This window comes from Vibrio sp. 03-59-1, assembly GCF_013114135.1.
Taxonomy (GTDB): Bacteria; Pseudomonadota; Gammaproteobacteria; order Enterobacterales; family Vibrionaceae; genus Vibrio; species Vibrio cortegadensis.
The window spans coordinates 1-22,503 of record NZ_VTYA01000029.1 but is presented as its reverse complement, the minus strand read 5'-3'; the positions used below and the strand labels follow the sequence as shown (position 1 = coordinate 22,503).

The window sequence follows — 22,503 nt, the reverse complement described above, 5'->3', positions numbered from 1 at the left end:
GAGTATATGCCATTATGATTCATATCTGTAATTCTCTATGATGGCGGCTCATTCGACATGATTGGAGAGAGTCGTGCAAAATCTTACCCCACAAAGAAACAGTAAAATGCAAATGGCATTACTGACAATGTTAGTGCTTTTTAGTCCGTTAGCGATTGATATCTATTTACCAGCACTACCTCTGATCTCAGAAACGTTTCACGTGGAACACGCTCTTTCACAAGACACAATCACATATTTCTTATTTGCGATGGGTATTGGTCAGCTGTTTGCTGGGCCTTTGGCAGATAAAATAGGACGTCGAACTGTTGCATTAGGGGGAATTAGTATTTACGCGATGAGTGCTTGCTTGGCGTGGGCCGCTCAAAGCATAGAGTGGATGCTAGTCGCTCGGCTGCTACAAGGCTTCGGTGCGTGCGCGACATCGGTAGCAGCATTTGCAACAGTTCGCGACATTTTCGGACCGAAGAAAAGTGGAAAAATGATCAGCTACCTAAATGGCGCGATCTGCTTTATTCCCGCTTTGGCTCCAATTCTTGGCAGTTGGTTAACTCAGCAATTTGGTTGGCGCTCCAACTTCAGCTTCATGGCGGGCTTTGCTGTTCTTGCTGGTTTGGCTATTTTGTTGAAGATGAAAGAGACGAACCCTGCAACAGAAAAGCAGGCGGTATTTAAGCTTTCTCGTTATTGGGCTGTATTGAAAACACCAACATTTATCTTCCACGCTTCTCTGTGCATGTTAGCGATGTCAGTGATCCTTGCTTACGTTACCTCCGCTCCTGTTGTGCTCATGGAGAAACTTGGACTAAGCATGAATGAGTTTACGTATTGGTTTGGTATTAATGCGGCAATTAATATTGCAGCGGCTTTCTCTGCTCCAAAATTTATGGACAAATTTGGTACCCATAAAACGTTATTGGTTGGAATATCAACGTTAACTATTGCTGGTCTCGTGATGTTCTTGCTTGCGGAACAAGCGACAGCCTTCTCATTTATGTTTCCAATTTTCATGTCTTCTGTTGGTTTTGCTTGGATTTTAGGCGCATCAGCAGGCAAAGCTCTCGAACCGTTTGGGGATAAAGCGGGAACGGCGGCGGCACTGCTAGGTCTGTTTCAAATGAGTGGTTCTGGTTTTATTGTTGGCTCAATGCAAAGGTTATCACTAGAACCGCAAATGATGATTGCCCTGCAAATGTGGCTCATTGCACCTGCATTGTTGATTCTATTTTCTAAAGCGGGTCGTGATTGGCATTATGCTGAAGCTTAGTGATGACAAGCGGCAATTATCCTTATATTGGTTGTTTTCCTAATACCTAAACAAGTGTATATTTGTCGTTCAAATAATCGTGTCTCACACAGCGGAAACTAGAAACTAATGTCGTTAACAACCTATGAAATGGCTCGTGTCCTAGAGCAAATGGAAGAGTCGCCTGAAAAGGTTATGTTCGGTAAGTTACTCAGTGAATTAGGCAATCAAAGCGAAGAGCGTATTCGTAGCGCAGCTAAGCAAGTGCCACTTCATACACTGCGCGATATCATTTATCAATTTCAGCAAGTGGCTGAATCTCGCAAAGGTGAGCAGGTTGGTTTGTTAGCGAAAGAGCTAGCAGAACAAGGTATTTCTGCTGACGAATTGAAAGATTTTATTGAGCAATCAAAGCGAAAATAACGCTTATCTGAATAAAATAAAAAAGCGCGATCATTATGGTCGCGCTTTTTTTAGGTCTGTGTCATGGGTTAGCGAGTCAGCTTCATCTTTAGATACTTGTCAGCAGAAAGCGGACCTGGGCCCCATACCACTACAATTAAAATCATCAATCCCCATAATTGGTGATCAAAGAAACCTTGCTCCCATAGAACAGGGTAAGACACCACGGCGATAATGTTGAATACAAATAGAATGGCCGCCATTGGTCGAGTGAGTAATCCCAATGCTAAAAATATGGGGAGGATCAATTCTGCAGCGGTTCCCATATAAGCCGCAATTTCCCAAGGTAACAGTGGAACTTGATATTCCAACTCGAAGAGATACAGCGTGCTATCCCAAGTCGCGATTTTTGTGAGTCCTGAATTGAAGAATACCCACGCGACCCAGAGTCGGCAAAAGAGCAGCAATAATGGGACGAAACCACATTGAGCCTTTGCGACTAAATCATCGTATATTTCTATCCATCTTGATATTGAATTGAGCATAATGGTTATCCTTATTATTGTGTGGCTGTTCTACTCGCTTGCTAACAAATCAAATCCCGTGATGGAGGATAGGGCAACTAAGTTATTTAGCTGCGAGAGAGAGTCGGGAGAGATTTGTCCCAAAGGTAGCCCCGCTTTTAAATCTAAAACAAGCTGGTAGCTCATCTCTGAAAGTGGTGAGAGTTGAATTTCACCTTGAGCGTTGCACCACATCATTCCAGATTGTGGGGTGTGTATTTCTAGTCCATCAAAATCATTTTTTTGGATAGCATCATGAAGAGAAAAAAGCGCATAGCAGGAATTAAAACTGATCAGTGACGGCTCAAGCTGCAATTGAATATTGGGCTGTTGCTGTTCTGAAATACTCGCGAGTTGCTCAAGCGTATGAGTAGGATGTGAACATGAGATCGCAAAGCGTTGCTGAGCAATATCGATGCTCCATTCGAAACGAGCCACTTCAGGCAAATAGGGCGCGGCCTCTATTACCGTAGAAAACTGAGTGATTGTGGAATCAAAACCTTGACCATAGGCAGTGACATCTCCTTCTAATAATGGATTAGTTAGGACATGCTGACGCGCGAGCTGCTGAAAACATTCCTCACCGACAAGAGCAAATACCATCGGATAGGTAGCTTCAAGTACTTCACTTAAGCTAATAATGAAATTATTACGATAGATCTGAATGCGTTGTTGTGAGGTAAAGTGATCGCTATTGATATCACAATCATCACCTGAAGATTGGTGATTCAGAGCATTGGCAAAATTATGTTGAAGTTCAGCTAATGAAAGATTCATGACACCTTCCTTGCTTCCTGCTGTTGGAATAGTATCTGGCTCGCTTTCGCTGCCTCTCCTAATAAAATCTGCGGTTCAGGAATATCTAAATCCCACTCAATTAAGGTATGACGCTCTCCGTGCTGGGCTGTCCATGAATTAAAGAGGGCCCACACTTCATCACTGACTGGCTTACTGTGAGTATCTATCCATATTTCACCTTGCTCTAATTGTTTGATGGTAAAGCCTGCAAGATGAATTTCATCAACAGCATGTGCAGGTATTCCTTCTAGGTAAGTGTCACAACTAAAGCCATGATTGAAAGCGGAGACATGGATGTTGTTGAAATCGAGAAGCAGTCGGCAATCGGTTCTTTTTTGCACTTCACTCAGAAAATCCCACTCACTAATGGTTGAGTGGTTGAACTTCAAATAGCTGGAAGGATTTTCGATAAGCAGTGGACGCTTAATTGAATCTTGCACTTCAAGTACATTACGGCAAAAAACCTGTAACGCCTCTTCGGTGTATGGCAACGGAAGGAGATCATTAAAATAGTGGCCGCCATTTTCGCTCCAACTCAAATGATCTGAAACTAAAATTGGATCCACTTCTGAAATAAGCGCATTAAGTTGAGCAAGGTGTGTCGAACTTACCCTTGATACAGAACCGAGAGAAAGGCCAATGCCATGACAACTTATTTGATGGTTTTGCAAAATGGAACGTAGGCTCTGTCGAGCGATTGAGTTTGGTTGAAAGTAATTTTCACTGTGTATTTCTAGCCAAGTCAGTTGCTCATGGTGCTGTTCAAAGTAGTTAAGGTGAGGCATTCGCAAACCAACCCCAACTTTTGGATGAAAAAGAGGTGAATTCACAGTGTTGGCTCTCCTAATTCTATCGTGAACTTAACGTGTTAAATTTAAAGGAGTATTACGTTGAGCGGTAATACTCCTTTAATGGCTAGTGAAAGCGTGTTTATGAAGATTGAGTGCTTCCGCCAGCAAGTTTTCCGCATAGTCCTTTAGGAACCACAACAAATGCATCTTTTTGATGATCTTCTTTCGCTGTGCCTGCACACGAGCTCGTTTTGGTTGCACAGTCATTTTTACCTGCTTTTGTCACGCCATAGCACTTCTCTTTTTCTGCCGCGACAGCGTGAGTAGCAGTAAGCATTGTTCCACCAAGAGCCAGTAAACCAGTAACAGCAGCAGTAACAGCAAGATTAGATTTTTTCATAGTAATTCCCTCAAGACTTTATTTTAGTTTCCAATATGACAAGTTAATTGTTTGTTAATAATTTAACTTGCTTATCAAATAGGATAGGAAAGAGCGCAGAAAACTTTCATGAAATGGATGAAAAAATTTCAAATTTTTATAGGTATTAATCTAATTCTTTGATTTTTAATCAAAAAGTGTAATGCGCTTTGGTGAATGTTTTCTGAAAATTAAAATGAATTCGGGTTATAATCTGCTCTTATGTATAAATAACCAGTAGCTGACTCTCATGATTGATGCATCTTTATTACTCGATGGCCTAAATGACAAACAGCGAGAAGCCGTAGCGGCTCCGCTAAGCAATTTACTTATCCTTGCCGGTGCGGGCAGTGGTAAAACCCGAGTGTTGGTGCATCGTATTGCTTGGTTACAGTCGATAGAGCAAGCTTCTCCGTTCTCTATTATGTCGGTAACCTTTACCAATAAAGCTGCCGCTGAAATGCGGGGTCGTATTGAAGAGTTAATGATGGGCAGCGCTTCTGGTATGTGGAATGGTACGTTCCACGGGATCTGCCACCGTATTTTAAGAGCACACTATTTAGATGCTAAATTGCCTGAAGGTTTTCAGATTTTAGATTCTGAAGATCAAGTTAGATTGCTAAAGCGTTTGATTAAAGCGCAGAACCTTGATGAAAAGCAGTGGCCTGCGAAGCAAGCATCCTGGTGGATCAACGGTAAAAAAGATGAAGGGCTGCGTCCTAAACATATTGATAGCTATGGTGATCCGGTTGCGAAGACGTGGCTAAAAATTTATACCGCTTATCAAGATGCTTGTGATCGTGCAGGCTTGGTTGATTTCGCTGAAATTCTATTACGTGCACATGAACTGCTGCGCGATAAACAACATATCCGCGAGCATTATCAAGCTCGATTCAAACATATTCTGGTGGATGAGTTCCAAGATACCAACAACATTCAGTACGCGTGGCTACGCATGATGGCAGGACCTGATTGTCGCGTGATGATTGTTGGTGATGATGATCAGTCCATTTACGGCTGGCGTGGGGCAAAAATTGAGAACATTCAGAAGTTCTTAGATGAGTTTTCTGGGGCATCAACTATTCGATTGGAGCAGAACTACCGTTCAACCAAAACCATTCTTCAAGCTGCGAATGAGTTAATCTCGAACAATACCGAGCGAATGGGTAAAGAGCTGTGGACGGATGGTAATGATGGTGAGCCAATTTCTGTCTACTCCGCTTATAACGAATTGGATGAAGCGCGTTTCACGGTCAGTAAAATTAAAGAGTGGCAAGATAAAGGCGGGATGCTGGAAGATTGCGCGATGCTCTACCGAAATAATGCTCAGTCACGAGTATTGGAAGAGGCTTTAATTCAAGGTGGACTCGCGTATCGAATTTATGGCGGTATGCGATTCTTCGAACGATTGGAAATCAAGGATGCCTTGAGCTATCTACGTTTGATCGGTAACCGTAACGATGATGCCGCGTTTGAACGTGTGGTGAATACTCCAACTCGTGGATTAGGTGACAAGACGCTAGAAACCATTCGTTTTGCTGCTCGTGAGCGTGGGGCAACCATGTGGGAAGCCAGTACCGCATTAATTGAAGAGAAAGTATTACCAGGACGTGCGGCGACGGCATTGAGTCGATTTATCGAACTGATTGTGGCACTGGAAGACGACACCTTAGAACTGCCTTTACATGAACAAACCGACCATGTAATCAAATACTCCGGTTTATTTGCAATGTATGAGCAAGAGAAGGGAGAGAAGTCTAAGGCTCGAATTGAGAACTTGGAAGAGTTAGTCACGGCGACTCGTCAGTTCGAAAAGCCAGAAGAGGCGGATGAGATGTCGATGCTTACGGCATTTTTGACCCATGCGGCTCTAGAGTCAGGCGAAGGGCAGGCAGATGAATTTGATGATGCAGTGCAGCTAATGACCCTACACAGTGCTAAGGGACTAGAGTTTCCGATGGTATTTATGGTTGGGGTGGAAGAAGGTATGTTCCCAAGCCAGATGTCGGCAGAAGAAGCGGGGCGTTTAGAAGAAGAGCGGCGCCTATGCTATGTCGGTATGACACGTGCGATGGAGAAGTTATACATTACTTATGCTGAAACACGCCGTTTATACGGGCAAGACAAATTCCATAAACCGTCTCGATTCATTCGAGAGTTACCTGAAACCTGTTTAGATGAAGTGCGCATGAAGGCACAAGTGAGCCGACCAACAAGTTCGGGTCGATTCAGTCAGTCTGCAGTGAAAGAGAATTTTAATGAGACTGGATTTAGCTTGGGTTCACGTGTGAAGCACCCTAAATTTGGTGAAGGGACCATTATTAACTTTGAAGGAAGCGGTCCTCAAAGCCGAGTCCAAGTTGCTTTCAATGGGGAAGGTATTAAGTGGTTAGTTACTGCATACGCTCGTTTAGAGCTGTTATAGCGAGACTTACTACTGTTCGCTTGATTTTCTTGCTGCGGTAATTTGATTCTAGATTGGCAGAAATTTTCGATAAGTAGTTATTCTACAATCAAAATTTCTAACGCCGTTATCGAGTATTTTAACAAGCTAGGATGACCAGTTATTTACTACGATTGGTATTAGGTTCAGATAAAGAAAAACCCCGAGAGCTTGCGCTCTTCGGGGTCGTAGTCTTACTTGCAGCAATCCAGCTACTAAAGTGCTCCATGCATCAAATCCATGATAGTGTGCTGTAATCCGTCAGCGTATTCCTTTCGTCGCCATCCTAGCGGTGTCCATGATCTTATCCTGATCTGCCAACAATCCTCGTTAGCTCGCTTCACTTGATCCTTGAGCGGTGTCCTTTACATCGTCCTGATGTTCAATCCTTTCCTCGTCCAGAGGTGTCCATTGTCTTTCCCTAGTAGCAACCATCCTAGTTACTATTGCGTCCATTCAATGTCCAATTTGCTTTCCATGCCGACTATTCATCCTGAATAATCGAATCTTCATCCTGAAGATAACCTAATCCGTGGTTGTTTCCTGTTCCGTGTCAGACTCCTTCCGACAGGGTTAATATTACGTTTTTTCTCAATCGAGACAAGATAACGAAAACGTTTTCTTTATCGATATCTTGTTTAAATAATAGACATACCTTTACTTATCAGTACTTTAAATTAATTGTGCTTACAAGCTCTTAGAGACAAAGCGAGTTTTACTCACGCTCTTGTAAGAGATCTCGCACAAAGACGATGCACTATGACTGAGTAAGGCTGCTGAGTGAATAAATAGCTTGGTAGAGAATTCCGCCACCAACGATTGAAAAGACCAGTCCACATAGCCCATCGATGTAGGTTGTTGCTTTGATTAGGCGCTGTTGAAGTCTATTGGTTGATAGTACCCAGGCTAAAAAAGAGAACCAAGCGAGTGATAATCCCCATAAGATCACTAGAGCGATCCCTTTTCCGGTTAAAGACATGCCCGCAGGAATTAAGCTCGACATGAGACTAACAAAAAACACCAGTGCCTTCGGATTCAAAATATTGGTCGTCAGTCCACGCGAGAAAGCTTGTCTTTTATTACTCAATATTAAGTTTGGCTTGGTTTCTGGTTGCGATTGACCTGGATCTTGATCGTGTCGATTCTGCCAGGTGCCTTTTAAAGCGTTCACTCCAAGGTAAAGCAAGTAGCTCCCCCCCGCCGTTTGTAATAGAGAAAAGAGAACGGGCTGCTGGTGGACTAAATAACTGACTCCTGTGAGGCTGAGAATCGAGTGAAGTAAAATGCCGCAAGAGAGACCAAGCGCAATATACAGACCCGTTTGTCGACCATGACGACTGGCATTTTGTACAACTAAGGCGAAATCTGGGCCGGGGCTCATGAGCGCGATAAAGTGGACGGTAGCGAGTGTTGCTAAGATGGAAAGTTCGTTCATAACGTAATTTAGACTTGTCGTGAGTGCTTTTAAGTCACGCCATCATGTCAAAATAATAGAGGAGGAGCTTGTAAATTCTAGACAGTAACTTAAATCGCCATATGAAATCCCCCCACATTGCCTAACCATGCTTCTACTCATACGAGTTCAACGCACTTCCGATGGCGGTATCCCGTAGGTCTGTTTAAAGGCTTTAGTGAAATGAGCTTGGTCATAAAACCCGACTTGCTGAGCGACATCTGTCCCACATACCCCAGATTTAATCAGTTTCATCGACTGTTCCATTCGTAATCGACTTAGCCAAGCATAAGGGGCAATCCCCATTTTACATTTAAAGTGGCGTTGAAACTGGCTAGGGCTCAGTTGGCATAGTTGAGATAGGCTCTCTAACCGAATCGGCTGGTCTAGATTTTCCATCAGGTAATCTTTCAGTGTTAACAAGGTTTGGTTGCCTAAACCTATGATTGGAGATGGTTTTATTTGAGCATAACGATCTAACATGATCGAAAATTGGTCATATGGTAAACAATCTTTAGCAAGCTGACTGAGGTTGTCTTGGATAAGTAGCTCGTGAAGGTTGCTTAATTGTGAAAAAAGCACAGGATCCGAGATGATCAGCTCAGAAAAGCTTACTATTTGTCCGTTTTGGGTAAGATCTTGTTGATCGCTAAACCAGTGTGGGGCGATCGAAAACACGCGAACTTGGTAGCCTGAATCTAATAAAGAGTGGCCGTCATGCAATTCATCAGGTGGCATGATTACCATTTGTCCATGACCAACACTGTGGTGGTTGCCTTTATAGATAAACTTCTGCTGGCCGTGAGTGATTAGCCCTATGTGGAAATCGAGATGATAGTGACGTTGGAAAGCAAATTTGTGGTAATTCGCCTGAATAAGTCCAATATCTTGATCGGCAGTCGAATAGTGAGAAATGTTATCCATAGGGAATAAAAAAGCTTGACCAAATTGATGAATATTTGGTCAAGCTTAGCGGTGTCATTGCTGATTGTCTTGTAAAAAACGAACACTCATCAAATGTGATTATGATTTTTTCTTTTTTCTACTACTTTTAATGCCATCAAAACTAAATACAAACAATGCTGCCCATATGAAAGCAAAAGTGATCGCTTTATCGCTGCTGAACGCTTCGTTGTAGACCAATACCGCGAGTAAAAACATTAAACTCGGTCCAATATATTGGAAAAAACCAAGTGTTGAGAGTTTCAATCGCGTCGCGGCCCCAGTAAAACACAACAAAGGTAAAGTCGTGATGGCACCTGCTGAAATGAGCAATAGGTTTAGTGTCATCGGGTTACTTGCTAAATCTGATGTTGCGGTGTCTGCAATAAACAGTAAGTAGAAGGCTGCGATAGGTAATAAAACCAGAGTCTCAATAAATAAGCCGGTTTGAGCATCTAAACTCACTTTTTTGCGTAACAATCCATATAAACCAAAACTCATTGCAAGAGAGATGGCGATGATCGGCACTGAACCGAAAGCGATGAGCTGAATTAATACTCCCACCGCCGCGAGAGCCACAGCAAACCATTGGAGTTTTCTTAATCGCTCTCCTAGAAAGACCATTCCTAGTATCACGTTAAATAACGGATTAATGTAATAACCAAGGCTGGCGTCTAACATTTTGTTGGCATTGACTGCCGATATAAAAATTAGCCAGTTGGCTCCAACCAATATTGAGGTTGAAACGAGGTACATCATTTTTGGCTTCGAGCGCAATGTGTCACGGACCGTTCGCCATCCGCGATTAAAATGGATCAAAAAGGCAAGTAAAAAGAATGACCAGATAATTCGGTGACTGAGGATCTCTAAAGGAGAGACTTCCGCAATGGATTTGAAATAGATAGGGGCAATCCCCCAGATGGTGTAAGCGCCGATGGCGAGAAATATGCCTTGGCGAGCTCTTTGGTCTTCTTCTTGTGTCATTGAGTGCTTCTCTGGTACGAATGTACCTAGTTATAAGATTTATAAACGGAGTTGGTCAGTATAGAAGCGATAATCGTATACGCCTAACAATTTGCGGTTTTATTCACCATCATTCCCCACTACAATGTGGCGCTCACTGATTTGACGTGAATGCAATCTCAACCCCTATAGGATTTTCGATGACCGCAACCTTAACTGCTGAACAGACCCAACCCCAGCCAAGTAGCGCAAAAGATATCTTACAAGATGTTTTTGGTTACCAGAGCTTTCGTGATGGGCAGCAAGAGGTGATTGACTTGGCTATCTCTGGTCAAGATAGCTTAGTGATTATGCCGACAGGTGGTGGTAAATCTCTGTGTTATCAGATCCCAGCGTTGGTGAGAGAAGGTATTACGCTGGTGATTTCACCTTTGATCTCATTAATGAAAGACCAAGTGGATCAGCTTAAAGCCGATGGTGTCGCGGCTGAGTGTATTAACTCAACCATGTCGCGCGACGATCTGATTAGCGTTTACAACCGCATGAATTCGGGGCAGATTAAGTTAGTGTATGCTTCGCCTGAGCGAGTTTTGATGCGCGACTTTATTGATCGTTTGCATAATTTACCGTTGTCGATGATTGCAGTGGATGAAGCGCACTGTATTTCACAATGGGGGCACGATTTCAGACCTGAGTACGCACTGCTAGGTCAATTGAAACAGCAATTTTCTCATGTCCCATTTATGGCGTTAACTGCAACCGCTGATGATGCAACACGTGTCGACATTATCCATCGTTTACAACTTAATGAGCCGCATACTTATCTTGGCAGCTTTGACCGACCAAATATCCGCTATAACTTAGTCGAAAAACATAAGCCTGTTTCACAGGTGATTCGTTACCTTGATACTCAGAAAGGCAACTGCGGCATTATCTACTGCGGTAGCCGTAAAAAAGTCGAAATGCTGACTGAAAAGTTATGTAACAACCATATTCGGGCGGCGGGTTATCACGCTGGTATGGACATGGATGAGCGCGCGTATGTTCAAGAAGCTTTCCAGCGCGATGATATTCAAATTGTTGTGGCGACCGTTGCTTTTGGCATGGGAATAAATAAACCCAATGTTCGATTTGTGGTGCATTTTGATATCCCACGCAATATTGAATCTTACTATCAAGAGACAGGTCGAGCAGGGCGTGATGGCCTACCTGCTGAAGCGATGATGTTGTTCGATCCTGCTGATATTAACTGGCTCCGTCGGATGTTGGATGAAAAAGACGATGGGCCGCAGAAACAGGTCGAGAGCCATAAGCTTAATGCGATGAGTGCATTTGCCGAAGCGCAAACGTGCCGACGCCAAGTGTTGTTAAACTATTTTGGTGAATATCGAGATAAGCCGTGTGGTAACTGTGATATTTGTCTCGACCCACCGAAGCACTTTGATGCAACGGAAGAAGCGCAAAAGGCACTTTCTTGCGTGTACCGAGTGAATCAAGGTTTTGGTATGGGTTATGTGGTGGAAGTGATGCGTGGGATGCAGAATATTCGTATCCGCGAAAATGGCCACGACAAACTAACGACTTATGGCATTGGTCGTGATCATAGCCATGATTACTGGATCAGTATTGTGCGTCAACTTATCCATAAAGGACTGTTGTTTCAAAACATCACCCGAAACTCGACTCTGCAACTGACGGAAGAAGCAAGACCACTATTACGTGGTGAGATGGCGTTAGAACTTGCGGTTCCGCGTCTAGACACCGCCGTACGATCTGCCAAGGCCGATAAACTGTCTAATCGTCAATACGATAAAAAACTGTTTGCGAAGTTACGTAAGTTACGTAAAACCATCGCAGACAAAGTGGGTCTTCCTCCATATGTGGTCTTTAGTGATGCAACATTGATTGAGATGGCCGAAATGCTGCCGACCTCTTACGGTGAAATGCTGGCTGTTAATGGTGTTGGACAACGTAAACTGGAAAAATATGCCGATCCTTTCTTAGATTTAATTCAGGAGCACATTACCACTCATGGCTGATTTTGGACTGCGAGAATACCTTGCCGAAGATGGGCGTCTGCTTATCACCACACCAAGTTTCGACTTCGATACTTTTCCTTTGCTGGGGGACAAACTTGTGGGTTTACTCTCTGCTACTGTGATAGAAAAACAGTGGGATGCCGATATGCATTCATGGTTAATTGATTTTGAAGGCTGTCAGTTGTTTCTGCGCTCTGAGCATTACAGTGAATCTGTATGGTTTGAAACCTTATCGGTTCTAGAAAGCCGTGAAGAACTTGATTATTTAGCGGGACTATTTGCTCAAGGTTTTTAACTTAGAGAGTCGTTAGAGAAGGAAATACCACACTTAAACGTTTGCTATTTCATCATCTATTGTCGTGCTAATTGATTAATGTATAATCGCTCGCCGCTGAACATTAGAGTTTGGCGACTTTAAATAATTGGAAGAATTGTTCTTCAATTTGGGTTCCCTCAACCCCAAACCAAACTAAAAAGGTACAATATGAGTAACTTTACCCCTGCGCAACAGCGCAAAGCCCTAGCATTTTTAGTTTTGTTCCATTTAGTGATCATTGCATCAAGTAACTATTTGGTTCAGCTACCATTTACCATTTTTGGTCTGCATACCACATGGGGCGCATTCACTTTTCCGTTCATCTTTTTAGCTACCGATCTCACGGTTCGTGTGTTTGGCGCTAAACTTGCGCGTAATATTATCTTTTTGGTGATGATCCCTGCGTTAGCGGTGTCTTACTTTTTATCTGTCGTCTTCTTCGAAGGGCAGTTTCAAGGTTTTGCACAGCTAGGTGAGTTTAATTTGTTTGTGGCGCGTATTGCCATTGCAAGTTTCATGGCTTATCTGCTTGGTCAGATCCTGGATGTTCACGTATTTAATCGCCTGCGCCAAATGAAGCAGTGGTGGATAGCACCAACGTGCTCAACACTGTTTGGTAACGCATTAGATACCGTGGCTTTTTTCGCGATTGCATTCTATCAAAGTCCAGATCCATTTATGGCTGAGCATTGGACGGAAATTGCGATGGTAGACTACGGCTTCAAACTCGTGATTAGTTTAGGCTTGTTTGTACCTATGTACGGCATGCTATTGAACTACCTGACGAAGAAATTAACGGCTGTAAACCCGGAGTTTAAAGTCACGGGTGTGAATGCTTAACGTTGATTTCGTTGATTTCTTAGGTGTCTGAGAGTTAAAAGTTGTCTGAGAATCAAAAGTCGTGTGAGTGTCAAAAATAAAAAGAGCCCATCGTGATGATTGGGCTCTTTTTTTGTCGATAATTTGGCTAGTGGCTATTTAGTAATAATAGTCAGTGGCCAACCGATATCCGTTTGACGGTTCGACTCTAATTCTAGTTCAGCGGCAGTTAATGGATTGCTGTTTAGCCATTTCTGGTCAATCGTCAATGTTAGCTTATCGCCTTTTGCAGACAGTTGAACTTGAGGTTGGAGATCGATACTACGACGATGGCTAAGTAATACCGCCAGGCGAAGCAATCGAAGTACTCGCTTACCGCTGCCACTTGATAGAGCATGTTGCTCTGGAAGTGACGTTAATTGTTCGCGGTAGCGTCGAGCCACTTCTGCAATAAAGTGTTTCTGTGCTCGGGTATAACCGGGTAGATCTAAATGTTGCAAAAGGTAAGCGCTGTGCTGGCCACCTTTTTTGAAATCGATGGTTAAACCAATTTCATGTAAATTCGCAACAGTATGCAGTAGCGTTGCCGCTTGAGGTTCCTCAATCCAGCTTTCTCCGCCACATTGAGCGAGTAGAGTGCTGGCAAGAGTTGAAACTTGTTGTCCATACTGTGTATCGAGTTGGTAGCGGGCTTGTACACTACAAATGGTTCTGGCACGAATGTCAGTTTGACGCAGTTCATCAACCATTTCGTAAACCAAACCTTCACGTAATGCGCCACCTGCGAGTGTCATTGAATCGAGTTCAAGCAGTTCAAATATAGCGATAAGAATAGAAAGGCCACTTGGGAAAACTAATGCTCGTTCTAAAGTTAGCCCCTCTATCTCTAATTCTTCTAAGTGATCGGCAAGCATCGCCTGTTTCTGCAATCGCTTAAGTTTGGAGTGAGTAATTACTTCGTCCATACCTTGTGCTAGCATTATCTCTTGAAGTGCTTGCACGGTTCCGCTAGCACCAACACATACATCCCAACCCAAATCTGTATACTGTTCGAGGATTGGAGCCAGTGTTGCTTTCGCTGCTTCAATAGCATTGTTGAAATTCATCTGGGTGAGCTGTCGATCTTTAAAGTGGCGTTCAAGCCAAGTAACACAGCCCATCTTTAAGCTCGTTAATGCGTTAGCTTCAAATCCTTCGCCAATAATCAGCTCAGTACTCGCGCCACCAATATCAACGACTAATCGACGGCCTAAACCGCCTGAAGTATGCGCGACACCTTTATAGATAGTTGCCGCTTCTTCTTCACCTGCAATCACTTCAATGTCGTGACCTAGGATTTGGTTTGCCTTTGCTAAAAACAGATCGACATTTGTGGCGGTACGCAGCGTTGCGGTACCTACGATGCGAATGTTTTCAGTCGGAATATCTTGTAATCGTTCTGCAAAAAGACTCAAACAATCCCAGCCGCGCTGCATGGCTTCTTGGCTCAGAGCATTACTATCATCTAAACCGGCGGCTAAACGAACCTTTCTCTTAATCTTGGCCATGGTTTGGACGCTGCCGTCTATATGACGTACAACGAGCATATGAAAGCTATTCGATCCTAGATCGATAGCGGCATAAAGCGGAGATGAAATTGTTTGGCTCATAGACGAATTAAGCTTCCTTTCTAGGGCGGTTCGAATGAGGGCGACGTTGAGAATTACGGTTCCCAGAACGTTGACCACCATTATTAGTACGACGCTGTTGAGGGTTACGAGTGCGCATACGAATTGGCGCAGGTAAATCTTCAATCAACGCTGATGCATCGTAATCCGACATTGGGATTGCGTGCTCAATGTATTCTTCGATTGCTGGAAGGTTAATGGCGTAATCTTCACAAGCAAAACTGATTGAATGACCACTTTCGCCAGCGCGGCCAGTACGGCCAATACGGTGAACGTAATCTTCACAATCATCAGGTAAATCAAAGTTAAATACATGAGTTACTTGAGGGATATGCAAACCACGAGCGGCAACATCTGTTGCAACGAGAATATCAACTTGACCTTTTGTGAACTCTTCAAGAATCTTCTCGCGTTTCTTCTGTGGTACATCACCTGTTAATAGGCCTACACGGTGTCCATCGGCTGCAAGGTGTCCCCAAACTGAATCACACTTATATTTAGTGTTAGCGAAAATAATCGCACGATCCGGCCACTCTTCTTCGATTAACGTTTGCAGTAAAGCCATCTTGTGTTCATTTGAAGGGTAAAACAACTCTTCTTGAATGCGATGACCTGTTTTTTGATCCGGTTCAACAACCACATGTTCAGGGTTATGCATGTGTTCAAAGGCAAGTTCTTGTACTCGGTAAGACAAGGTTGCAGAGAAAAGCATGTTCAAACGGTCTTTAGGTTCAGGCATACGACGGAACAAAAAGCGAATGTCTTTAATGAAACCAAGATCGAACATGCGATCCGCTTCATCAAGAACAACAGCTTGAATACAGTTTAGATCAAATGCTTTTTGCTTGTAGAAATCGATAATACGTCCAGTCGTACCAATTAATACATCCACACCGTCGTCAATTTTAGCAAGCTGCTTGTCGTAGCTTTCGCCACCGTAAGCAAGTGCTGCTTTAATGCCAGTCGTCGCAATGATCGACTCTGCATCGTTATAAATCTGGATCGCTAACTCACGAGTTGGCGCCATGATTATTGCACGAGGCTGGTTTGGCTTACGTCCTTCAGGCGCAGCTGTTTTTAGTAAATGGTTAAAAGTAGCAGTAAGAAACGCAAGGGTTTTACCAGTGCCCGTTTGGGCCTGGCCTGCAATGTCTTGGCCGGTGAGCAGTACCGGCAACGCCAAGGCTTGGATAGGGGTACAAAATTCGAACCCTTTTTTGTCCAATCCTTCAATGACTTGGGGGTGTAAATCCAAATCGGCGAACTTTTGCTCTGTGATATGTGTCTTTTTCATTGCTATAGAATATCAGCTTAAGCTTGCAATACGAAAGTAAATACATTCCAATAGGGCATCTATTTACTGGTTATCATCCAACCAGTTCAGAAATAAACATTGGAGTGGAAGATGAGTGATAAGATTTTGCAGCTAACTGATGACGGTTTTGAGAACGATGTGATCAAAGCTGCAGGCCCTGTACTTGTAGATTTTTGGGCGGAATGGTGTGGTCCTTGTAAGATGATTGCGCCTATTCTTGATGAGATTTCTCAAGAGTACGAAGGTAAGCTCACTATCGGTAAATTGAATATCGACCAGAATGCAGGTACTCCACCTAAATTCGGTATCCGTGGTATTCCAACGTTGCTTTTATTTAAAGATGGCGGCGTAGCAGCAACTAAAGTTGGTGCATTATCTAAAACTCAACTTAAAGAGTTTTTAGATGCAAACCTGTAAAATAGGTTAATAATTGAAAAAGAAACCGTGCATCTTAACAAATGCGCGGTTTTGTTTTTTCAAAACTAGACTAAAATAACTTTTAGTGCTAATTTATCGCACGTTAATTGAGCAAATCTCTCCTCTTGGTCGCTCCTTAGACCAAATCCATCTTAACTAGAAAACAGATCTTATTTTGACTAAACAAGTATCAACTACAATGAATCTAACAGAACTGAAGAACAGACCTGTGTCTGAGCTTGTGAAGCTTAGCGAAACATTAGGCCTTGAAAACCTAGCTCGTCTAAGAAAACAAGACATCATCTTCTCCATCCTTAAAGCACACGCTAAAGGTGGCGAAGACATATTCGGCGATGGGGTTCTGGAAATTCTTCAAGACGGCTTTGGTTTCCTACGTAGCGCAGACAGCTCCTACCTTGCTGGACCAGATGATATTTACGTATCTCCTAGCCAAATTCGCCGTTTTAACTTAAGAACTGGCGATTCAATCTCTGGAAAAATTCGTCCACCTAAAGATGGCGAGCGCTATTTTGCATTGTTGAAAGTTAACATGGTTAACCACGACAAGCCTGATAACGCACGTAATAAAATCTTATTCGAAAACTTAACACCTCTTCACGCGAACGAGCGTATGGTGATGGAAGTTGGTAATGGTGCGACAGAAGATATTACCGCTCGAATTCTTGATCTTGCCTCTCCGATTGGTAAAGGTCAGCGTGGTTTGATTGTTGCTCCGCCAAAAGCGGGTAAAACCATGCTATTGCAAAATATTGCACAGAGCATTTCTCGCAACCACCCTGAATGTGAATTGATGGTTCTACTTATCGATGAACGTCCAGAGGAAGTAACAGAAATGCAGCGCTTGGTTAAAGGTGAAGTGGTTGCTTCTACTTTTGACGAACCAGCATCTCGCCACGTACAAGTGGCAGAAATGGTGATTGAAAAAGCGAAACGTCTAGTTGAGCACAAAAAAGATGTTGTGATTTTGCTGGACTCTATCACTCGTTTAGCTCGAGCTTACAACACCGTTGTTCCTTCATCAGGTAAAGTTCTTACTGGTGGTGTTGATGCGAACGCACTACACCGTCCTAAGCGTTTCTTTGGTGCGGCTCGTAACGTAGAAGAAGGTGGTAGTTTAACTATCATCGCAACCGCGTTGGTTGATACGGGTTCTAAAATGGATGAAGTTATTTACGAAGAGTTTAAGGGTACAGGTAACATGGAACTGCACTTAAATCGTAAAATTGCAGAGAAACGTGTTTTCCCTGCTATCGACTTTAAACGTTCAGGTACTCGTCGCGAAGAGCTATTAACGAAAGCCGACGAGCTGCAGAAGATGTGGATCCTGCGTAAGATTGTTCATCCAATGAATGAAACAGACGCAATGGAATTCCTTATCGATAAGCTTGCTATGACGAAGACTAATAATGAATTCTTTGACGCGATGCGTCGTCAATAAATTTTATTGAAAATATTCGTTTATGAACGCTGCCTTTATTGGCAGCGTTTTTGTTTGCATTTCTTGTTATTAGCCTGCAAAATGAATGTAAATGTTACAGGGAGGTTAACATGCAACAAGGAATGTTGTCGTCACTACTCCTGTCTATGTCATTAGTGTTTGGTTCTTCTGGAGCTTACGCAACGGAAATGAAACCAGTAACGGCTCAACAATGGCTTCAGGATGAGCAAATTAATACGAAAGTATCGGAACTTCTATTGCTTGTGATGCAAGATGAGGTCGAAACTCTTCGCTTTTCACTCCAACGTTTAGCTCTTCCTCAGCAGGAGGTTGCACGCTATCTCTTATTACAAAAAATTGAACATCAAAATATTAGCCTGACACCACGAATGGCTATATTTATTGAATCACAGAGCCAGTTAGTACCAACCTATCAGATCCTAGAAAGAGGTGATGGGTATGAGTTTACTGTACCTGCCTTTAATTTCCCCGTGATTGCAAACCGCTTACTTCAGCACTGGAAAAAAGATCAAAATACCTTGGCTTTTGTTATTAAAGCAGAACAGAAAGAGTTGGTACTTCAAGAGTGGTTATCAGGTAGTGAACACCAAATTAAAGCACGCGAAGCTCTGTTGATTCGAGAGTTGGATGGGCTATCTGCTGAAGCGGTTGATGCTCTGGCCAAACAGTTAACGCAAGGTCTTGTTATTAGTTGGTTACCATCTACCTCTGTTGTCGTTCGCTTAGCTCAGGTCAGTCGAGATGCTGAAGTGTATAAAATGCTGTGGCGCATGAAAGCGGACAGTGATAGCCAATATGAACTACAGCGCCTTGCTAATGATGGTGACTCTTTTTCTGTTGAGCAATTAATGAATGCGACTCAAAACCCAAGCCTTAAGCGGCAAGCGATTGAAAAACTCACCCAACTTCACCCTTTACCTGAAAATGTAAAAGTATTTCTGATCTCCCGTATGGGGCTTGCAGAAGAAGCTTCTATGGTGGCACAAGAGCTAGTCAATCAAGGTCATCAAAGCTGGTTGCATGAACTGGTCTCTAGCAATAGGCAAGTTAAGGTGACTTCGATTCAAAAAGTTCTTTCAAATTAGCCTTACTAAAAAAGGGGGGTAGGGCTACTCTCCTTTTTGATATACTGCTTGCAGTTTAACCAGTAAATTAGAAGGCCTATGAGTTTGAAGGATTTACGCGACTTTATCGATCATCTGGAAGCAGATGGCAAACTTAAGCGCATTACTCACCCGATTGACCCACATTATGAAATGACTGAAATCAGTGATCGAACCCTACGAGCTGGTGGACCCGCATTACTGTTTGAAAACCCCATTGGTTATGAGATGCCAGTATTGACCAACCTGTTTGGCACACCTGAGCGAGTCGCGATCGGAATGGGTCGTCAAGATGTGAAAGAGTTACGTGAAGTAGGAAAACTATTGGCCTATTTGAAGGAGCCAGAGCCACCAAAAGGCTTTAAAGATGCAATAGATAAGCTACCAGTTTTCAAACAAGTCTTAAATATGCCAACGAAGAAGCTTCGTAAAGCCGCATGTCAGGAAGTGGTGTGGCAAGGTGACGACGTTAATTTAGATAAAATACCAGTGATGAGCTGCTGGGCGGGTGATGTCGCGCCTTTATTGACATGGGGGCTGACTATTACAAAAGGCCCTAACAAAAAGCGCCAAAATCTTGGGATCTATCGCCAGCAAAAAATCGCAAAAAATAAAATTATCATGCGATGGTTAGCTCACCGAGGTGGTGCTCTTGATTTACGAGATTGGATGGAGACTTATCCTGGGAAGCCCTTTCCAGTATCCATTGCATTTGGTGCTGACCCCGCAACAATATTAGGCGCGGTAACCCCTGTTCCTGATACATTATCTGAATATGCTTTCGCAGGGTTACTCCGTGGTAGTCGAACTGAAGTTGTTCAATCTATTAGCAATGACCTTGAGGTACCAGCCAGCGCTGAAATTGTGATGGAAGGTTACATTGATCCTTCCGAATTTGCCGATGAAGGCCCGTATGGGGATCATACTGGCTATTACAATGAAGTTGAACAGCACCGAGTATTCACAATCACTCACGTCACCATGCGTGAGAAACCGATTTATCACAGCACTTATACAGGGCGTCCACCAGATGAACCGGCTGTGCTTGGCGTTGCTTTAAATGAAGTTTTTGTTCCTATTCTGCAAAAACAATTTCCTGAAATAGAAGACTTCTATCTACCTCCAGAAGGTTGCTCGTACAGAATGGCGATTGTGACCCTGAAAAAACAGTACCCAGGACATGCCAAGCGGGTAATGATGGGGGTGTGGTCATTCTTACGACAATTTATGTATACCAAGTTTGTCATTGTTTGCGATGAAAGTGTGAATGCTCGTGATTGGAGTGAAGTTTGTCGAGCCATTTCTGTCAATATGGACCCTAAGCGTGACAACACCTTTATTGATAATACACCAATAGATTCGCTCGATTTTGCTTCACCTGTTGTTGGGCTTGGGTCCAAAATGGGACTTGATGCAACAATAAAGTGGGATGCCGAACTGGCTATGGGAGATAAGCTTCATTCAGCTATAGATAATCAGCAAGCCGTAGAAAATCTTGTCCATGAGAAAAACAAACAAGTTGAAGCTGTATTGAATCACTTTCCTGAGGTGATTGATTTTCACTTTCCTGAAGGTTCAGATGGTGGAGAAATTGCCATCGTGACCATAAAGAAAAAGCATGAAGGGCAGGGGCTGAAAATTATGGATGATATATGGTCTTTGATTACGCCGTATGTTGATAATAAATGCTTAATTGTGTGTGATGAAGATGTGGACGCTAAAGATTGGAATGACATTATTTGGGCGGTAACAACGCGAATGGATCCTGCTCGCGATACAATAATGGCATCGAGCCGGATGGGATTAGACGCAACAAACAAATGGGCAAGTGAATCTCATCGAGAGTGGGGTACACCAATAAAGAAAGATCCTGAAGTTGTGGCTAAGATCGATAAGATTTGGAATCAATTAGATATTCTATGACCTACCAAGTAATCTTGTTACCCGATAATCTTCAGTTTGAAGTGCGAGATGGTAAAACGGTGTTGGAAGAGGCGCTCAACCAAGGTATTAATTTCCCTCACCGTTGCCAAGTTGGGGCGTGTGCCATGTGCATGTGCCGAAAAATTGAAGGCTTGGTAAGTTACGACCTTGAACCAATGCTCACAGAGAAAGAGCAACAGCAAGGTTGGATATTTCCCTGCCAAGCATTTGCAGAAAGTAATTTAATACTTACCTTTGCAGATTAAGTAGAGAGTAAGCTCAGAGGAAGAAGATGACCATTAAATGTAAAGTAAAGTCTATTGAGCCTTTAGCATGTAACACCTTTCAGATTTTGTTGCATCCTGAATCACCAGTCCCTTTTAAAGCGGGACAATATTTAATGGTAGAAATGGGAGAAAAGGATAAGCGTCCTTTTTCAATTGCCAGCAGTCCTTGCCGTCATGAAGGCGAGCTAGAATTGCACATTGGTGCTGCAGAACATAATGCTTATGCGTTGGAAGTTGTTGAAGCCATGAAAATGGCGCTAGCAAGTGATGGCAACATTCTTATTGATGCACCACATGGTGATGCGTGGATAAAGGAAGAAAGTGATCGCCCACTGCTGTTAATCGCAGGTGGTACGGGATTTAGTTATGTACGTTCTATTCTTGATCACTGCATTAGCCAAAATATGCAAAACAATATACATCTATACTGGGGCGCTAAAGATGAAAATCAGCTTTACGCGAAGCAAGAGTTAGATGCGATTGCCCAAGTAAACCCAAACATACAATTTATACCTGTTGTCGAACACGCATCTGAACCGTGGGATGGACAGGTAGGAAATGTATTACAAGCCATTAGTGCTGACTTTGAATCTCTTGAAGATTATGACATCTATATAGCAGGAAGATTTGAAATGGCAGGCGCAGCCCGAGAATTATTCACTCAAACCAAACAGGCAAAGAGTGAGTGTATGTATGCTGATGCTTACGCTTTTATCTGATTGTTAGTGATATGTAAGAAAAGAGAGTGTATTTATACGCTCTCTTTTCATTTTGATGAATTAAACAGCGATTAAACTGAAAAAAACAATTAAGTAAGAAAAGGGGTTGCGTCTGAGGATATTCTGCCTATAATGCGCAACTCCTAACAACGAGACCTTATTCAATAAGGGATTAGCAGTTAGGTTAGACGAAAATTTGAAGTGAAATAAATTAAGAAAGTGTTTGACACTATCGCTTATATCGCTAAAATGGCCGTCCACTTCAAACGAAAGCTGAAAGGCTTAAAACTTGAAGTAAAGCTCTTTAACAATTTAGACCTATCAATCTGTGTGGGCACTCGTTGATGATAATCACTAGTTTCGTACTGTTTGTTTTCGCTTTTTAAAGCGAAAGTAAAT

The 22,503-nt window shown here is 42.9% G+C and carries 21 protein-coding genes; 12 read left to right on the top strand and 9 right to left on the bottom strand.

Annotated features, from left to right (window positions below; genetic code table 11):
- Nucleotides 1-106: 106 nt before the first annotated feature.
- Both F0249_RS18930 and F0249_RS18925 read left to right on the top strand, forming a co-directional pair.
- Nucleotides 107-1,267 (top strand): multidrug effflux MFS transporter, encoded by a 1,161-nt coding sequence (locus F0249_RS18930; RefSeq protein ID WP_216599666.1) that lies wholly within the window; start codon nucleotides 107-109, stop codon nucleotides 1,265-1,267.
- 108 nt (nucleotides 1,268-1,375) lie between these two features.
- Complete coding sequence (locus F0249_RS18925) at nucleotides 1,376-1,669, top strand: hypothetical protein (protein ID WP_017054347.1); 294 nt, start codon at nucleotides 1,376-1,378, stop codon at nucleotides 1,667-1,669.
- A gap of 68 nt (nucleotides 1,670-1,737) precedes the next feature.
- Here the strand turns inward: F0249_RS18925 and F0249_RS18920 are convergent, their stop codons facing one another.
- The 4 genes from F0249_RS18920 to F0249_RS18905 form a co-directional block, all read right to left on the bottom strand.
- Nucleotides 1,738-2,193 carry a DoxX family protein gene (locus F0249_RS18920; RefSeq protein WP_171757485.1) on the bottom strand — a complete coding sequence of 152 codons (456 nt, stop codon included), beginning with the start codon at nucleotides 2,191-2,193 and terminating at the stop codon, nucleotides 1,738-1,740.
- A gap of 30 nt (nucleotides 2,194-2,223) precedes the next feature.
- Nucleotides 2,224-2,988, bottom strand: a complete 765-nt coding sequence (locus tag F0249_RS18915; RefSeq protein WP_171757484.1) for a DNA-binding domain-containing protein — start codon at nucleotides 2,986-2,988, stop codon at nucleotides 2,224-2,226.
- Nucleotides 2,985-3,839: a DUF692 family multinuclear iron-containing protein gene (locus F0249_RS18910; protein WP_171757483.1), complete on the bottom strand. Its 855-nt coding sequence runs from the start codon at nucleotides 3,837-3,839 to the stop codon at nucleotides 2,985-2,987. The genes F0249_RS18915 and F0249_RS18910 overlap by 4 nt, the downstream gene beginning before the upstream one ends.
- A 100-nt stretch (nucleotides 3,840-3,939) precedes the next feature.
- Complete coding sequence (locus tag F0249_RS18905) at nucleotides 3,940-4,200, bottom strand: DUF2282 domain-containing protein (protein WP_017054351.1); 261 nt, start codon at nucleotides 4,198-4,200, stop codon at nucleotides 3,940-3,942.
- A 268-nt stretch (nucleotides 4,201-4,468) separates the two neighbouring features.
- Here F0249_RS18905 and uvrD point away from each other — a divergent pair, with 268 nt between their 5' ends.
- The gene (uvrD, locus tag F0249_RS18900) at nucleotides 4,469-6,643 is read left to right on the top strand and encodes a DNA helicase II (protein ID WP_113797005.1); all 2,175 of its coding nucleotides are present in this window, start codon (nucleotides 4,469-4,471) and stop codon (nucleotides 6,641-6,643) included.
- Between the two features lie 775 nt (nucleotides 6,644-7,418).
- Here uvrD and F0249_RS18895 read toward each other — a convergent pair.
- The 3 genes from F0249_RS18895 to rarD form a co-directional block, all read right to left on the bottom strand.
- The gene (locus F0249_RS18895) at nucleotides 7,419-8,096 is read right to left on the bottom strand and encodes a LysE family translocator (RefSeq protein WP_171757482.1); all 678 of its coding nucleotides are present in this window, start codon (nucleotides 8,094-8,096) and stop codon (nucleotides 7,419-7,421) included.
- Nucleotides 8,097-8,243: 147 nt separating this feature from the next.
- The gene (locus F0249_RS18890) at nucleotides 8,244-9,038 is read right to left on the bottom strand and encodes an AraC family transcriptional regulator (RefSeq protein WP_017051678.1); all 795 of its coding nucleotides are present in this window, start codon (nucleotides 9,036-9,038) and stop codon (nucleotides 8,244-8,246) included.
- A gap of 99 nt (nucleotides 9,039-9,137) precedes the next feature.
- Nucleotides 9,138-10,040 carry an EamA family transporter RarD gene (gene rarD / locus F0249_RS18885; RefSeq protein ID WP_171757481.1) on the bottom strand — a complete coding sequence of 301 codons (903 nt, stop codon included), beginning with the start codon at nucleotides 10,038-10,040 and terminating at the stop codon, nucleotides 9,138-9,140.
- Nucleotides 10,041-10,219: 179 nt separating this feature from the next.
- Here rarD and recQ point away from each other — a divergent pair, with 179 nt between their 5' ends.
- The 3 genes from recQ to F0249_RS18870 all read left to right on the top strand — a co-directional run bounded on the left by recQ (nucleotide 10,220) and on the right by F0249_RS18870 (nucleotide 13,214).
- Nucleotides 10,220-12,058: an ATP-dependent DNA helicase RecQ gene (gene recQ / locus F0249_RS18880; RefSeq protein ID WP_017051680.1), complete on the top strand. Its 1,839-nt coding sequence runs from the start codon at nucleotides 10,220-10,222 to the stop codon at nucleotides 12,056-12,058.
- Nucleotides 12,051-12,353 carry a DUF3630 family protein gene (locus F0249_RS18875; RefSeq protein WP_017051681.1) on the top strand — a complete coding sequence of 101 codons (303 nt, stop codon included), beginning with the start codon at nucleotides 12,051-12,053 and terminating at the stop codon, nucleotides 12,351-12,353. Before recQ ends, F0249_RS18875 begins: the two co-directional genes overlap by 8 nt.
- A gap of 189 nt (nucleotides 12,354-12,542) precedes the next feature.
- Complete coding sequence (locus F0249_RS18870; protein ID WP_017051682.1) at nucleotides 12,543-13,214, top strand: 7-cyano-7-deazaguanine/7-aminomethyl-7-deazaguanine transporter; 672 nt, start codon at nucleotides 12,543-12,545, stop codon at nucleotides 13,212-13,214.
- A 134-nt stretch (nucleotides 13,215-13,348) separates the two neighbouring features.
- Here F0249_RS18870 and gppA read toward each other — a convergent pair whose 3' ends face one another.
- Nucleotides 13,349-14,842 (bottom strand): guanosine-5'-triphosphate,3'-diphosphate diphosphatase, encoded by a 1,494-nt coding sequence (gppA, locus tag F0249_RS18865; RefSeq protein WP_171757480.1) that lies wholly within the window; start codon nucleotides 14,840-14,842, stop codon nucleotides 13,349-13,351.
- A gap of 7 nt (nucleotides 14,843-14,849) precedes the next feature.
- A complete protein-coding gene (rhlB, locus tag F0249_RS18860; RefSeq protein WP_113796995.1) occupies nucleotides 14,850-16,154 on the bottom strand; it encodes an ATP-dependent RNA helicase RhlB in 1,305 nt (434 codons plus the stop codon).
- Between the two features lie 111 nt (nucleotides 16,155-16,265).
- Between rhlB and trxA the strand changes: the two genes are divergently transcribed.
- From trxA to fre, 6 genes are all read left to right on the top strand, one after another.
- Complete coding sequence (gene trxA, locus F0249_RS18855) at nucleotides 16,266-16,592, top strand: thioredoxin TrxA (RefSeq protein ID WP_017051685.1); 327 nt, start codon at nucleotides 16,266-16,268, stop codon at nucleotides 16,590-16,592.
- A gap of 199 nt (nucleotides 16,593-16,791) precedes the next feature.
- Nucleotides 16,792-18,051: a transcription termination factor Rho gene (gene rho, locus F0249_RS18850; RefSeq protein ID WP_029203263.1), complete on the top strand. Its 1,260-nt coding sequence runs from the start codon at nucleotides 16,792-16,794 to the stop codon at nucleotides 18,049-18,051.
- Nucleotides 18,052-18,161: 110 nt separating this feature from the next.
- Entirely contained in the window at nucleotides 18,162-19,157 is a 996-nt protein-coding gene (locus F0249_RS18845) for a hypothetical protein (RefSeq protein ID WP_171757479.1), read from the top strand.
- A gap of 78 nt (nucleotides 19,158-19,235) precedes the next feature.
- Entirely contained in the window at nucleotides 19,236-21,098 is a 1,863-nt protein-coding gene (ubiD, locus tag F0249_RS18840; RefSeq protein WP_171757478.1) for a 4-hydroxy-3-polyprenylbenzoate decarboxylase, read from the top strand.
- A complete protein-coding gene (locus F0249_RS18835) occupies nucleotides 21,095-21,364 on the top strand; it encodes a 2Fe-2S iron-sulfur cluster-binding protein (RefSeq protein WP_017051689.1) in 270 nt (89 codons plus the stop codon). Before ubiD ends, F0249_RS18835 begins: the two co-directional genes overlap by 4 nt.
- Nucleotides 21,365-21,390: 26 nt before the next feature.
- Nucleotides 21,391-22,104 (top strand): NAD(P)H-flavin reductase, encoded by a 714-nt coding sequence (gene fre / locus F0249_RS18830; protein WP_171757477.1) that lies wholly within the window; start codon nucleotides 21,391-21,393, stop codon nucleotides 22,102-22,104.
- The last annotated feature ends 399 nt before the right edge of the window (nucleotides 22,105-22,503 follow it).